This is a genomic window from Bradyrhizobium sp. Pa8 (genome assembly GCF_052588265.1).
Genome location: NZ_CP176767.1, coordinates 8,619,531 through 8,633,302 on the forward strand (window position 1 = coordinate 8,619,531; position 13,772 = coordinate 8,633,302).

Genomic DNA, 13,772 nt, shown 5'->3' on the forward strand with positions numbered 1-13,772 from the left:
GGGATCGCTCACTTCGCGAGCTCCTTGAGGCCGAGGCGAATGAGCTGCGCCGTTTCGGCGCCCTCACCCGCGCTGCGCGAGGCCGAGGCGATGGCCGCGGCGGCCTGCGGCTGGCCGTAACCGAGATTGACGAGCGCCGAGATCGCATCTGCCACCGGGCGCGGCGCGCGCTGGTCGTCGACGGCGCCAGCGAGATGCACGACGGCGGGATCGACATTGGCGAAGGCCGGCGCCTTGTCCTTCAATTCGGTGACGATGCGCTCGGCGACCTTGGGGCCGACGCCGGGCGTGCGTACCACCGCGGCCTTGTCGCGCAGCGCAATCGCGTTGGCGAGGTCGGAAGGCGCCAGCGTGCCGAGCACGGCGAGCGCGACCTTGGCGCCGACGCCCTGCACGGTCTGGAGCAGGCGAAACCATTCGCGCTCCTGATCGGTGCGGAAGCCGAACAGTTTGATCTGGTCCTCACGGACGTAAGTCTCGATCGACAGCACGGCGGCCTCGCCCGGCGACGGCAGATGCTGCAACGTGCGCGTCGAGCAGTGCACCTGATAGCCGACGCCGCCGACGTCGAGGATCACGAAATCCTCACCGTAGGTATCGATCAGACCCTTGAGCTTGCCGATCATAGTCCGGCACCCACGACTTGAAGGACACGCGGCAATGTCTGTCCGTTCCCTCCCCCCTTGCGGGGGAGGGGCAGGGAGAGGGGTGCCACACGGGGACTTTCTCGAAGGCGCGAGGATGGCGTGCCGAACTTGCTGACGACGGTAACACCGTCGCCGCGGCTACCCCTCTCCCCCACCCTCCCCCGCAAGGGGGGAGGGAGCGCACCGCATGTGCGGCTCATATTTGGCTCACGCATTAGAGTCCCGCCACCTTCAGCCTGAGTGCCGTGCTCTGGCGGTAATGGGCGTGGGTGATGGCGATGGCGAGCGCGTCGGCGGCGTCCGCTGACGGCGGCTCGGCTTTCGGCAGCAAAATCTTCAGCATCATCGCGATCTGGTGCTTGTCGGCGTGGCCAGCGCCGACCACCGTCTTCTTGACCTGGTTCGGCGCGTATTCGGCGACAGTAATGCCGAACATCGCGGGCGCCAGCATGGCGACGCCGCGGGCCTGGCCGAGCTTCAGCGTCGCGACGCCGTCCTTGTTCACAAAGGTCTGCTCGACCGCGGCTTCCATCGGCTTGTGACCGGACAGGACGGCGGCAAGCCCCTCATGGATCGCGAGCAGCCGGCTCGCCAGCGGCAAATCGTCCGGCGGTTCCACCGAGCCGCAGGCGACGTAGATCAAACGATTGCCCTCGGCCTCGATCACGCCCCAGCCGGTGCGGCGCAGGCCGGGGTCGATGCCGATGATGCGAACGGGGCCACGAATCGGGAGCGCAGTCATGGGCCAGTGATAGCGGCTGGCTGCGGTGGGGGAAACAGAAACAGAACGGAAGTAACAGGGGAAGTGGGGCGTTGTGCCCCGGGCGCAGCGCATTGGGAAGCAGTGCGCTGCTGAACCGGGGCCCATGTCGCCGCCAGCGCTTGATGCACCGTGGGTCCCGGCTCTGCGCAGCAGCGTTTCACGCTGCGGCGCGTCCGGGACACGAGAGCAGCCCCTACCCGCCCATCTTCGCCATCAGTGCGTCCGACACCTCGAAATTGGCGTAGACGTGCTGGACGTCGTCGTGCTCGTTGAGCAGGTCCATCAGCTTCAAAAGCTTCTCGCCGGTCTCGTCGTCGACCGCGACCGTATTCTGCGGCTTCCAGATCAGGGCGGCCTTGCGCGGCTCGCCGAACTTGGCTTCCAGCGCCTTGGCGACGTCGCGATAGCTTTCGGTCGAGGCGTAGATCTCGTGTCCGCCTTCGCCCGAGACCACGTCATCGGCGCCGGCCTCGATCGCGGCATCCAGCACCGCGTCGTCGGAGGCGACGCTGCGGTCGTATTCGATGATGCCGGTGCGGTCGAACATGAAGGAGACCGAGCCGGTTTCGCCGAGATTGCCGCCCGACTTGGTGAAGAAGGAGCGGATGTCGGAAGCGGCGCGGTTGCGGTTGTCGGTCAGCGCCTCGACGATGACGGCGACGCCGCCGGGGCCGTAACCCTCGTAGCGGATCTCGTCATAGTTCTCGCCCTCGTTGCCGAGCGCCTTCTTGACGGCGCGCTCGATATTGTCCTTCGGCATGTTCTCCTGGCGCGCCGCGATGATGGCGGCGCGCAGGCGCGGGTTCATGTTGGGGTCGGGCGTGCCCAGCTTGGCCGCGACGGTGATTTCCCGCGCCAGCTTGCCGAACAGCTTCGACTTCTGGGCATCCTGCCGCCCCTTGCGGTGCATGATGTTCTTGAATTGGGAATGTCCGGCCATGCGTGTCTCGTCAGGAATCGTGCGCCAAAGGTGAGCGTGGGAAGCGCGGCCTTATAGGCCGCCAACCCACCGGAATGAAAGAGGCTCTACGACTTTAAGGTAATACCGTAGTGCCCCGTGCCTAGGAGTCAGGCACCGTTAACCATGATTTCATTCCGGCCTGCGAAAATAGCAACCGCCCGTTCCCCGACAAGAGTGACCTGATGGCCTTCGCATTATTTCGGAAGCGTCTGCCCGACTTGTCCGCGCCCGTGGCAGCCCCACAGGCCGCGCCGTCGCCGGTCGATCCCGCGCCAGCCCCGTCGGCCGAGGGCGATTCCGCCAGGGAAATCCTGGAGCTGCTGGAACTCGAGCTCGGCGCCATGATCCGCCAGCTCGAGCGGGCCGCCAATTCGGTGGCCGGCGGCGCGGAGGCGACCGCGGCAACGCTCGCGGATATTCGCGAGCGCACCGACGCCCTCACCGGCCGCACCAATGCAGCGCAATCGACCGCCTCCACCTTTGCCCATGCCGCCGACAAGTTCACCCAGTCCGCGCAAGGCATCGGCGCGCAGGTGCGCGAGGCCGGCAAGCTCGCCGACGAAGCCAGCGCCGCGGCGCAGGAAGCCCGCGCCAATGTCGACCGCCTGCGCGAATCCTCTGCCGCCATCGGCAATGTCGTCAATCTGATCGCGCAGATCGCCCGGCAGACGACGCTGCTCGCACTCAACTCGACCATCGAGGCCGCGCGTGCGGGTGCGGCCGGCAAGGGCTTTGCGGTCGTCGCCACCGAAGTGAAGGCGCTCGCGGTGCAGACCCAGGGTGCGACGGAGGAGATCACCAGGAAGATCGACGCGCTCCAGCGCGACGCCGCCGGCTCGGCCGACGCCGTGCATCGCATCGCGCAGGCGATCGAGGCGATCCGCCCGGTGTTCGACACCGTCAACGGCGCGGTCGCCGAACAGAATGCCACCACCAGCGAGGTCTCCGGCAACGCGGCAAGCGCGTCGCAGTTCATCATCTCGGTCGGCGAGAGCGCCGCCGAGATCGATGCCGCGACCAAGGCGGCCGAGACCCACGGCGAGAACGTCGCCAGCGCCGGCAAGGCCGTCACCACCTTCGCGCGGAAGCTGAAATCGCGCTGTGCGGTGCTGCTGCGCCAGAGCGAGCACGACGACCGTCGCAAGACCGAGCGGCTGCCCTGCCATCTCAAGTTCGAAACCGCGCGGGGCGTGTTGCAGGTCTACGAGATCGCGATGGACGGCGTGCTGATCGGCGGCGCGGAGGCGGCGAAGCTTGCCACGCAGGCCGTCGTCGATGGCACGCTCGAAGGCGTCGGCGCCTGCCGCCTGCGCGTCATCGAGCAGACCAAGGCCGGCGCCCGCGCGCAATTCGTCAGCCCCAACGCCGATCTCAGCGAGAAGATCGAAGACAGGCTCTGGTCGATCCACGAGGAGAACACCGAGTTCGTCACCCGCGCCATGGAAGCCGGCACGGCGCTGACCCGGATTTTCGAGCAGGCGGTCGCGCGCGGCGAGGTCAAGATCGACGACCTCTTCGACACCGAATATGCGGAGATCGCCGGCACCAATCCGCAGCAATACCGCACGAAATATCTGGACTGGGCCGACCGCGCGCTGCCGCCGTTCCAGGAGGCCTTTCTCGCCAAGGAACCGCGCATGGCGTTCTGCGCCATGGTCGACCGCAACGGCTTCCTGCCGGTGCACAACAAGATCTATTCGCATCCGCAGCGGCCGGGCGATGTCGCCTGGAACACGGCCAACAGCCGCAACCGGCGGATCTTCAACGATCCGGCGGGGCTGGCCGCCGCACGCAACCTGCGCTCGTACCTGGTCCAGAGCTATGCCCGCGACATGGGCAACGGCAACACCGTGATGATGCGCGAGATCGACGTTCCGATCCGCGTGCAGGGCCGGCACTGGGGCGGATTCCGCACGGCTTACAAGCTGTAGTGCACGCTCAGGCAAGACGCCGGCCGCGAATCATCCTTTAAGGCTGGAATTGGAATGGGAATGCCGCGGAGAGCCGGCGAACGGCTCTGACTGGAGGACTCTCAAAACATGTCCGTCGCACAACTTGCAGTCCTGGACACCGGCTCCAACCGGACACTTGCCGAACGCCTGATCGACCAGCTCGCCGACCGCATCGGCGGTCTCGGCGTGGAGCTCGCCGACATCGCCGGCAACGTCCAGGAAGTCGCAAACCGCGTCGCGAACCAGTCCGAACGGTTCCATCACCTCCAGGAGACGGCCGAGACGATGGTCTCGGCCAATCACGATATCGCCAATGCCTCACAAGCGGTGCAATCGACCGCATCGGCGGCGGTCGGCGAGATCGCGCAGTCGCGCGGCGCGGTCGACACCGCGGTCAGCCACATCTCCGAGCTCGTCGCAGCCGTTGAGCGGATCGAGGCCCGCTTGAGCGCCGTCGGCTCGGCGCTGGCGCAGGTGGCAAAAGTGTCCGGTTCGATCGAGGCGATCGCCAAGCAGACCAATTTGCTCGCGCTCAATGCCACCATCGAAGCGGCCCGCGCCGGCAACGCCGGCCGCGGTTTTGCCGTGGTCGCAAGCGAGGTGAAGAACCTTGCGGAGGCCACCCGTGCGGCCACGCATCAGATCTCCGACACCGTGCGCGATCTCGACGGCCAGATCGAAGGCCTGATCGGCGAGAGCAGCGACGCCTCGCAACGCGCCAAGACCGCCGGCGAAGGCGCCCAGCAGATCTCCGGCATCATCTCGCGGGTCCAGCAGGGTTTTGCCTCGGTGGAAGCGGAGATCGACAGCGTCACGCGCGCCGCGACCTCCAATCTCGGCCATTGCGACACGGTCATCAGCGAGCTCAACGAGCTCGCCAAGGGCGTCGACCTGTCCTCGCGCGATCTCAGGAACGCCGATCAGCGCGTGACAAAGCTGCTCGACACGTCCGAAGCGCTGATCGCAATGATCGCCGACAGCGGCGTGGAGACATCGGATGCGCCGCTGATCCGAATCGTCGTCGAGACCGCAAAGCGGATCTCGGACGAGTTCGAGGCCGCAATCGACCGCGGCGAGATCACGCTCGACCAGCTCATGGACGAGAATTACCGGGAAATCCCCGGCACCGATCCCAAGCAATACAAGACCAACTACGTCGACCTCACCGACCGCGTGCTGCCCGCCATCCAGGACCCGATCCAGAAGTCAGACCCCCGCATCGTGTTCTGCGTCGCCTGGGCCAAGGGCGGCTATCTGCCGACCCACAACCCGAACTACCGCCTGCCGCAGGGCAAGGACCCGGTCTGGAACAACGCCAATTGCCGCAACCGCCGCCTGTTCAGCGACCGCGCGGTGAAGAAGGTCGCGGCCAACACAAAACCGTTCCTGCTCCAGACCTATCGCCGCGACATGGGCGGCGGACAGTTCGTGCTGATGAAGGACCTATCCTCGCCGATCGTGATCCGCGGCAAGCACTGGGGCGCCTTCCGGATGGGTTTTCGGCAGAGCTGACGACCGCTCCTGCGGCCCTTGAATGAAAACCTGAAAAACAACCCCATGCACAGTAGCCGGGGCGTGGGGAATCAACGGCTTACGTCGGCAGGCCACGACGCAGTTTGACCCGTCGGGCAAAACAGGCGTATAATTCTATTATTCCGAAGTTGTGCAAGCATTCCTTCTTCCCTTGCGGGAAAGTCCATAGCGGAAATAGCGCAATACTATCAACGCGCAAGACGACCAATGTCTAGCGGGTGTAAAAAATCGAATTCCGCTGACACTGGCGGAAGATGTGCGTTTCGATCCGGTTTTCGTTACGGCATTTCAGATCGCGTTGGCGAGGACCAAGGTATTCTGTGGGTAGCGAATAGCCATCTGCTCGCGTTAATTGACACCTCCCGCCGGCTCGCGGCTTAGTGCGGTTTTTGCGGGGTTGGGGGAGTCATGCAGCTTAAGTGGTTTCATGTTCGGGATTTCCAAAGCGTTCGTGATTCAGGCCGCGTTACGGTCTCTGAGATCACTGCCTTGGTCGGCAAGAACGAAGCCGGCAAGAGCACGCTGCTGAAGGCGCTCTACAAGCTGAACCCCGTAGTTCCTGCTGATGCAAACTTCGACGTCACAACCGACTATCCGCGAATGGATGTCGAGGACTATCGGCATGCAGTCGAAGCAGGAAAGCGAAAGACGGCTGTGCCAATTCAGGCGTGCTATTCGCTCGATGCGGAGGAGATCGCTGCCATCAGCGAAATGTTCGGCGATGAATGCGTCACGAATCTCGAAATCTCGTTTTCGAAGGACTACGACAACAACAGGACCTACTCGTTCGCTGCGGACTCGGCGAAAGGCTTAGAACATCTCATTCGCGAAGCCGACCTGTCGGATCAAATCAAGGAGGCGCTAAAGGGTGCCGCGATGACGGCGGACGGATTGACGGCGATCCTACAAGCGCAAGAGCAAACCGCAGAAGTCACCAGACTGCTCAACCTGCTCGCTGAAGTGAAAAAACTCAACTTGAGCGGCTATATCTACAGTAAGATTCTCAAGCCACGCAGGCCGCAATTCCTTTACTTCGACGAATACTACCAGATGACAGGGCACGAGAACATTGAAGCCCTGATGCAGCGCGAAGCTGCCAACCCAAGCCAGCTTAAGCCCTCCGACCATCCGCTACTCGGCCTGATCAGATTGGCGCGGCTCAAACTTCCAGAACTCATCAATCCAGCGAGCACTATCGAACTGAAGAGCAAGCTGGAGGGCGCAAGCAACCATCTCACACGGCAGGTGCTGAAATATTGGTCTCAGAACAGACATCTGCGGATGACGTTTGACGTTCGGCCCGGGCGGCCGGGCGACCCTGCTAACATGCGACAGGGCACGAATATCTGGGGCGGTGTTTACGACACCCGTCATCAAGTGACCACCGAACTGGGGAGTCGGTCGCGCGGTTTCGTTTGGTTCTTCTCTTTCTTGGCTTGGTATTCGGACGTAAAGCGTGGTGACGAGCCAATGATTCTGCTCCTTGATGAGCCGGGCCTTACTCTGCACGCAAAGGCGCAGCATGATCTGCTTCGCTATTTTGAAACTGAGTTAAAGGGCGCGCATCAGCTCATCTATACGACGCACTCCCCTTTCATGATTGATCCGGAGCATTTTGACCGAGTTCGCATCGTCCAAGACAAGAGCATCGATCCAGAATTGGATGCGGACGGCATCACGGAAGGTACGCAGGTTCTTGAGGATATTTTCGCTGCAAGTGCTGATAGCCTTTTCCCACTTCAGGGTGCTCTCGGGTACGAGTTGCATCAGACGCTGTTCGTGGGTCCGTACACTCTAGTCGTCGAGGGCGCGGCTGACTTACTTTTCTTGCAAGCGATGTCCGCTATTTTACAAGAAGACAAGAGGACGGGCCTCGACTCACGATGGACCATCACGCCGGTAGGAGGGGCCGCCAAGGTCCCAACATTCGTCGCACTGCTTGGCGCTCAGAAGAGCATGACCATTGCTACGTTGATCGACAGCCAATCGACCGATCAACAAAAGATCGAAGGTCTGTACCGCGAGAAGCTGCTGAAGAAGGCGAACGTCCTGACGTTCGCAGATTTCACAAAGACGTCGGAAGCTGACATTGAGGATATGTTTGGGGCAGAGTTCTACGTCGGATTGGTCAACGCCGAATTTGGTTCTCATCTTCAGGCTGAGATTGAGGTCAAAGCTCTCAAGTCGAAGGAGCCACGTGTCCTGCAGCGATTAGAGAAACATTTTGCCGAGACGCCCATGAAGGAAGGCAGTTTTAGTCACTATCGCCCAGCTCGCTATTTCAGCGAGAACTCAAAGAAGTTGGGATCGAAGGTGCCGAAAGAGGCAAAGGATCGGTTTGAAGCAGCCTTCAGGGCGCTAAATGCTTTGATCAAATAGCAGGATGGCCGGACGAAGGGCGTCGTCGCTCACGCCTGTGTGGCGGCCACAAGCTAGCGGGCCATGACGGTGCACCAGAGCCGCGAAACGGCAGAAGCCAGCTCCGAGGGCGGTTCTGGGATGGTTGCAAACCGAAAAACGACGATTTCAGGCGCTTTGACCATGGTTGGGGCTACCAGTGGCCGCAGCGGACCGCTGATCGGAGTTTCGCTTGCCCGGTGTCCAAGGTAACTTTTGCTGCAGCTTTCGCTGCGTTGGAAGGGTATCACCATGAGCAAGATGGCTCTCGCTTTCGTCGCTACTTTGGTCGTTTCAGCAGCCTCGCCCGTTTATGCTGGTCCGCGCTATGATTACGGCCCCGGCGGCAATCCGTATCCGCGCACTTATCCCGGACCCGGCGGCTATCCGTACTGGTCGGGCTATGTCGATGCCCCGGTTGGAGAGCCGATCCCGCCCTGCAACTGGATAACCCAGCGCTTCTGGGACGGGTATGGCTGGCGCGAGCGCCGCGTGCGCGTCTGCGGTGGCACCACGGGTAGGTTTTGACATCATCGGAAGTGTTGTCAAAGTTCTCACCGTCCGCGCCTTTCCTCCTCGATCCGTTACCTCAACAGCTCGACCGCGAAGTAGCTGCACGCGATCTCGGCCGTCGCGCCGTCCGACGAGCCCTTGCCATCGGCGTCGCCCCACGTCTTACCATTGCCCTGCAGCAGCAGCGGCGCATCGGCGGGGCGGCCCTTGGCGACACGCTTCAGTTTCTCGGCCAACGCTAACGTGATCGGCACGCCGATGCGCTCGTTCACGCGAGTTGCTCTGTTTGCGCTGCGACCTTTGCCGCTGCGCGGCATTGACAGCCTCGGCATCGCACCGCCGTGCAGGTCCTCGATCAAAAGCCGTGAAACCTGACTCGGCCGGCTTCCTGTCCCCAACACATCGACGTACAGGCCGAGCGCAGCGTCGTGACCATAGCTCGCGGCGACGAACCGGCTGACCGTGCGGTCGTCAAGGATGACGTCTCTGGCGACCGTCGCGTCGAGCAACGACTCCAGTCCGGTCGTCCAAGCATCGGCGTTCTGGATACGCTTGTCGTGCTCAGCGGCGAGGTTGAGCGCCGCGCGCAGGCTCCGACTTTCCCAATCGCACGAATTTCGTCATCGCATGAATTTCCGCATTCGCACGATCATCTGCGGCGATCAACGATGCGTGCGACGAAAATGCGTTAAAACATGACGATTATCATATCACTTAGCCCAATTTCGTTGCAGCGGTCGCCGCACAAATTCGTGAACGTCATGGCCTGACGCGTCGGCAGCGCAAATATGCATCGCCGGAAATTCTGGCGCTTCATCGCTTCGCATCAGTATGATTATTGTCGCGCACGAATTCGCCGACTAGATCGCCGCAAGCGATCAAGCGAGCAAGGGGATGCTTATGGCAACAACTCTCACCATCAACGGCGAAGCCAAATCGTTCGACGCGCCGCCGGAAATGCCGCTGCTGTGGGTGCTGCGCGACATCCTCGGCATGACCGGCACCAAATTCGGCTGCGGCATCGCGCAATGCGGTGCCTGCACGGTGCATGTCGACGGCAAGGCGGTGCGGTCCTGCGTGCTGCCGGTCAGCGCGGTCGCGAACCGCGCCATCACCACCATCGAACATGTCGGCAACACTCCCGCAGGCGCGAAGGTACAGAAGGCTTGGCTCGATCTCGAGGTGATCCAGTGCGGCTATTGCCAGTCCGGCCAGATCATGGCGGCCGCCGCGTTGCTGGCAACCACCTCGCATCCGGATGATTCCGACATCGACGCCGCGATGGCCGGCAACATCTGCCGCTGCGGCACCTATGTGCGCATCCGCGAGGCCATCAAGCAGGCCGCCAACGGCCGTCAGTCCTGAGGTCCGCCATGAATGCACACAACAGCCTCTCCCGCCGCACGCTGCTGACCGGCGGTCTCGCCACCGGCTTCGTGCTCGCCTTCCACCTGCCGCTGCGCGCCGCCGCCAACGAGCCGGTGCAGCGCGATGTGACCGAGGGCAAGTTCGCACCGAACGCCTTCATCCGGATCGACGAGACCGGCCGCACGATCCTGATGATGCCGCAGGTCGAGATGGGCCAGGGCACCTACACCTCGATCTCGGCCGTGCTCGCTGAAGAGTTGGATGCCGACTGGAGCAAGGTCGAGGTTCAGCACGCCCCGCCCAACGACAAGCTCTACGGCAATCCGACCTTCGGTCTCCAGGTCACCGGCAATTCCAACTCGATCCGCGCCTGGTGGCTGCCGCTGCGCAAGGCCGGCGCCACCGCACGCGCGATGCTGGTGCAGGCCGCAGCCAGCCAGTGGGGCGTCGATCCCGCAAGCTGCACGGCGTCGAAGGGCGAGGTCGCGCATGCCGCGAGCGGCCGCAAGCTCGGCTATGGCGCGCTGGCGCTTGCAGCCCAAGGCCAGACGCCGCCGAAGGACGTTGCCATCAAGGATCCCAAGGATTTCGTTCTCATCGGCCAGCCCTTGAAGCGGCTCGACACGCCGGACAAGGTCAACGGCAAGGCGCTCTACGGCATCGACGCCATCCTGCCCGGCATGAAGATCGCCGCGATCGCCAATTGCCCGGTGTTCGGCGGCAAGGTCGGCAAGGTCGACGACAGCGCCGCGACGAAAGTCGCCGGCGTGCGCAAGGTCGTCGTGCTCGACGACGCCGTCGCCGTGATCGGCGATCACATGTGGGCGGCCAAGAAGGGTCTCGAAGCGCTCAAGATCGAGTGGAACGAGGGGCCGAACGCCAAAATCTCCACCAAGGACATCTGGGACGACCTGCGCAAGGCCAGCGAGAAGGACGGCGCGGTCGCAAAATCCGACGGCGACATCGCCAAGGCTCTCGCCAGCGGCGACAGGTTCGAGGCGGCCTACGAGCTGCCGTTCCTCGCGCACGCCTCGATGGAGCCGATCAACGCCACCGTCCATGTCAGGCCGGATGCTTGCGAGATCTGGACCGGCACACAGATCATGACCCGCGTGCAGTCGGAGGCCGCGAAAGCCGCCGGCCTTCCCGTCGACAAGGTGATCGTCAACCAGCATTTGCTCGGCGGCGGCTTCGGCCGCAAGCTCGAGCCGGACATGGTGGTCGCGGCGGTCAAGATCGCCAAGCAGGTCGATTACCCCGTGAAGGTGGTGTGGACCCGCGAGGAGGACATTCAGCACGACGTCTACCGTCCGGTCTATCGCGACCAGATCACGGCATCGCTGGTCGACGGCAAGATCGCGGGCTGGAAGTACAAGGTCGCAGGCTCCGCCGTGCTGGCGCGCTGGCTGCCGCCGGCATTCCAGAAGGGGATCGACATCGACGCGATCGACGCCGCGGTGGATGCGCCCTACGACTTCTCCAACTTCCATGTCGAATATGTCCGTGCCGAGCCGCCGGCGGTGCCGACCGGCTTCTGGCGCGGCGTCGGCCCGAACAACAACGTATTCGCGGTCGAATGCGCGATGGACGAGCTCGCGCGCAAGGCCGGCAAGGATCCGATCGAATTCCGGAAGTCCATGCTGACCAAGAACCCGCGCATGCTCGCGGTGCTCAGCCAGGTCGCCGAAAAGTCCGGCTGGGGCCAGAAGCTGCCGCCGCGCGTCGGCCGCGGCATCTGCGTGCAGCCGTCCTTCGCAAGCTTCATCGCAACCGTGGTGGAAGCCGAGATCGACGACATCGGCGAGATCACGCTGCGCCGCATCACCTCGGTGGTCGACACCGGCATTGCGGTCAACCCCGACACGGTGAAGGCGCAGATCGAGGGCGGGCTGATCTTCGGCCTGACCGCCGCGCTCTATGGCGAGATCACCATCGACAAGGGCCGCGTGCAGCAGTCGAACTTCCACGACTACCGCATGATGCGCATCAACGAGACGCCGAAGATCGAGGTCATCGTGGTCAAGAGCGGCGAGGCGCCGGGCGGCATCGGCGAAGCCGGCGTCAATGCCGGACCACCTGCGCTGCGCAACGCGATCTACGCCGCAACCGGCGTGGCGCTGCGGCGCCTGCCGATCGACCGGAAACTTCTGGCTGCGGGGAAGAAGGCATGAGCGGCAAGATGCGTATCCTCACAAGCCTGGTCGTGATCGCCATCGTGGTGGCGGCGCTCGGCGTCTGGATCATCCGCGGGCCCGGCCCGCTCGACTTCGCCGGCGGCACCAAAGTGGCGCTGGCGGATTATCGCGCAGGCAAGCCGACCGGCGTACCGGCCAAGCTGGAGAAAGCGAGTCTGGTCGAGCGCGGCGAGTATCTCGCAAAGGCGGCCGACTGCATGGTCTGCCACACCAAGCCCGGCGAGAAGGAATATTCCGGCGGGCTCGGCTTCAAGCTGCCGTTCGGCACGCTCTATTCGACCAACATCACGCCGGACAAGGACACCGGCATCGGCAATTACAGCGACCAGGATTTCCTCAACGCGGTCCAGCGCGGCACGCGTCATGACGGAGCGCGGCTGTATCCGGCCATGCCCTACACGTCCTACACCTACATGACCGACGAGGACGTGCTGGCGGTGAAGGCGTATCTGTTCAGCCTGCCGGCAGTGCGCGCGAAAGCGCCCGACAACACGCTGTCGTTCCCGTTCAACCAGCGCTGGGCGATGATCTTCTGGTCGGCCGTATTCAATCCGGACACGCGCTTCACGCCGGATACCTCGAAGAGCCCGGAGTGGAACAGAGGCGCGTATCTCGCCGAAGCGCTGGCGCATTGCGGCGAGTGCCACACGCCGCGCAATCTCGGCTTTGCGCTCGACAACCGCAAGAAGTTCGGCGGCGCAATCACGGCGGGCTGGCGCGCTTTCAACATCTCCTCCGACAAGGCCACCGGCCTCGGCAATTGGCGCGACGAGGACCTGATCTCGTATCTCTCGCTCGGCCACGCACCGGGCCACGGCTCGGCCTCGGGTCCGATGGGCGAAGCGGTCGATCACAGCTTCAGCCAGTTCGCTCCCGAAGACATCCGCGCGGTCGTCACCTATCTGCGCAGCGTGCCGCCGGTGGCCTCGCCCGACCTGCCTGCGACCACGGCGCCGGTCGCGCCCGCCTCGCACAAGGACGGCGTCACGGCAGACGCACGCGGCAAGATGGTGTTCGCCAGCGCCTGCGCCAGCTGCCACGGCTGGAGCGGCGAGAGCCCTGTCTCGCCGATGGCGACGCTGACCGGTACCTGGGCCGTAAACGACCCCGCCGCCACCAACGTCGCGCAGATCGTGCTGTCGGGCACCAAGCGGCATACGCCCGACGGCGCGCTCTCGATGCCGGCGTTCGGCGATGCGTATAGCGACGACGAGATCGCGGCGGTGGCGAACTACGTCACGGCGCGGTTCGGCACCAAGGGCTCGAAGCTGACGGCGAAGGACGTCGCGGAGCTGCGGGAGCAGACGGCGGAGTAACGCGGTCCTCTTACCCTCCCCTGGAGGGGGAGGGTCGCTGTGCATGCAGCGAAGCGGAATGCACAGCGGGGTGGGGTGATCTCTCCACACGGGCACCGCTTCAATGGAGGGACCGTCACCCCACCCC

At 63.7% G+C, this 13,772-nt stretch carries 11 protein-coding genes; 7 read left to right on the top strand and 4 right to left on the bottom strand.

Going from position 1 to position 13,772, the window contains the following annotated elements:
* Window positions 1–8 precede the first annotated feature (8 nt).
* The 3 genes from ruvA to ACKWRH_RS40920 all read right to left on the bottom strand — a co-directional run bounded on the left by ruvA (window position 9) and on the right by ACKWRH_RS40920 (window position 2,350).
* Window positions 9–626 (bottom strand): Holliday junction branch migration protein RuvA, encoded by a 618-nt coding sequence (gene ruvA, locus ACKWRH_RS40910; protein ID WP_445218173.1) that lies wholly within the window; start codon window positions 624–626, stop codon window positions 9–11.
* A gap of 235 nt (window positions 627–861) precedes the next feature.
* Window positions 862–1,389, bottom strand: a complete 528-nt coding sequence (ruvC, locus tag ACKWRH_RS40915; protein ID WP_445218174.1) for a crossover junction endodeoxyribonuclease RuvC — start codon at window positions 1,387–1,389, stop codon at window positions 862–864.
* A 214-nt stretch (window positions 1,390–1,603) separates the two neighbouring features.
* On the bottom strand, window positions 1,604–2,350 hold the full coding sequence (locus ACKWRH_RS40920) for a YebC/PmpR family DNA-binding transcriptional regulator (RefSeq protein ID WP_445218175.1): 747 nt from the start codon (window positions 2,348–2,350) through the stop codon (window positions 1,604–1,606).
* Window positions 2,351–2,553: 203 nt separating this feature from the next.
* On the opposite strand from ACKWRH_RS40920, the gene ACKWRH_RS40925 reads away from it, so the two are divergent.
* From ACKWRH_RS40925 to ACKWRH_RS40940, 4 genes are all read left to right on the top strand, one after another.
* Window positions 2,554–4,302 (top strand): methyl-accepting chemotaxis protein, encoded by a 1,749-nt coding sequence (locus ACKWRH_RS40925; protein WP_445218176.1) that lies wholly within the window; start codon window positions 2,554–2,556, stop codon window positions 4,300–4,302.
* A 108-nt stretch (window positions 4,303–4,410) separates the two neighbouring features.
* A complete protein-coding gene (locus ACKWRH_RS40930; RefSeq protein ID WP_445218177.1) occupies window positions 4,411–5,835 on the top strand; it encodes a methyl-accepting chemotaxis protein in 1,425 nt (474 codons plus the stop codon).
* Between the two features lie 429 nt (window positions 5,836–6,264).
* Window positions 6,265–8,235 (top strand): AAA family ATPase, encoded by a 1,971-nt coding sequence (locus tag ACKWRH_RS40935; protein WP_445218178.1) that lies wholly within the window; start codon window positions 6,265–6,267, stop codon window positions 8,233–8,235.
* Window positions 8,236–8,505: 270 nt separating this feature from the next.
* The gene (locus ACKWRH_RS40940; RefSeq protein WP_445218179.1) at window positions 8,506–8,781 is read left to right on the top strand and encodes a hypothetical protein; all 276 of its coding nucleotides are present in this window, start codon (window positions 8,506–8,508) and stop codon (window positions 8,779–8,781) included.
* Between the two features lie 56 nt (window positions 8,782–8,837).
* Here the strand turns inward: ACKWRH_RS40940 and ACKWRH_RS40945 are convergent, their stop codons facing one another.
* Window positions 8,838–9,275, bottom strand: a complete 438-nt coding sequence (locus ACKWRH_RS40945; protein ID WP_445218180.1) for a hypothetical protein — start codon at window positions 9,273–9,275, stop codon at window positions 8,838–8,840.
* Window positions 9,276–9,666: 391 nt separating this feature from the next.
* Here ACKWRH_RS40945 and ACKWRH_RS40950 point away from each other — a divergent pair, with 391 nt between their 5' ends.
* The 3 genes from ACKWRH_RS40950 to ACKWRH_RS40960 are packed head-to-tail and all read left to right on the top strand — an operon-like array spanning window position 9,667 to window position 13,645.
* On the top strand, window positions 9,667–10,131 hold the full coding sequence (locus ACKWRH_RS40950) for a (2Fe-2S)-binding protein (protein ID WP_445218181.1): 465 nt from the start codon (window positions 9,667–9,669) through the stop codon (window positions 10,129–10,131).
* Between the two features lie 8 nt (window positions 10,132–10,139).
* On the top strand, window positions 10,140–12,305 hold the full coding sequence (locus tag ACKWRH_RS40955; RefSeq protein ID WP_445218182.1) for a molybdopterin cofactor-binding domain-containing protein: 2,166 nt from the start codon (window positions 10,140–10,142) through the stop codon (window positions 12,303–12,305).
* Window positions 12,302–13,645, top strand: coding sequence for a c-type cytochrome (locus tag ACKWRH_RS40960; RefSeq protein ID WP_445218183.1), 1,344 nt, complete (start codon window positions 12,302–12,304; stop codon window positions 13,643–13,645). The genes ACKWRH_RS40955 and ACKWRH_RS40960 overlap by 4 nt, the downstream gene beginning before the upstream one ends.
* The last annotated feature ends 127 nt before the right edge of the window (window positions 13,646–13,772 follow it).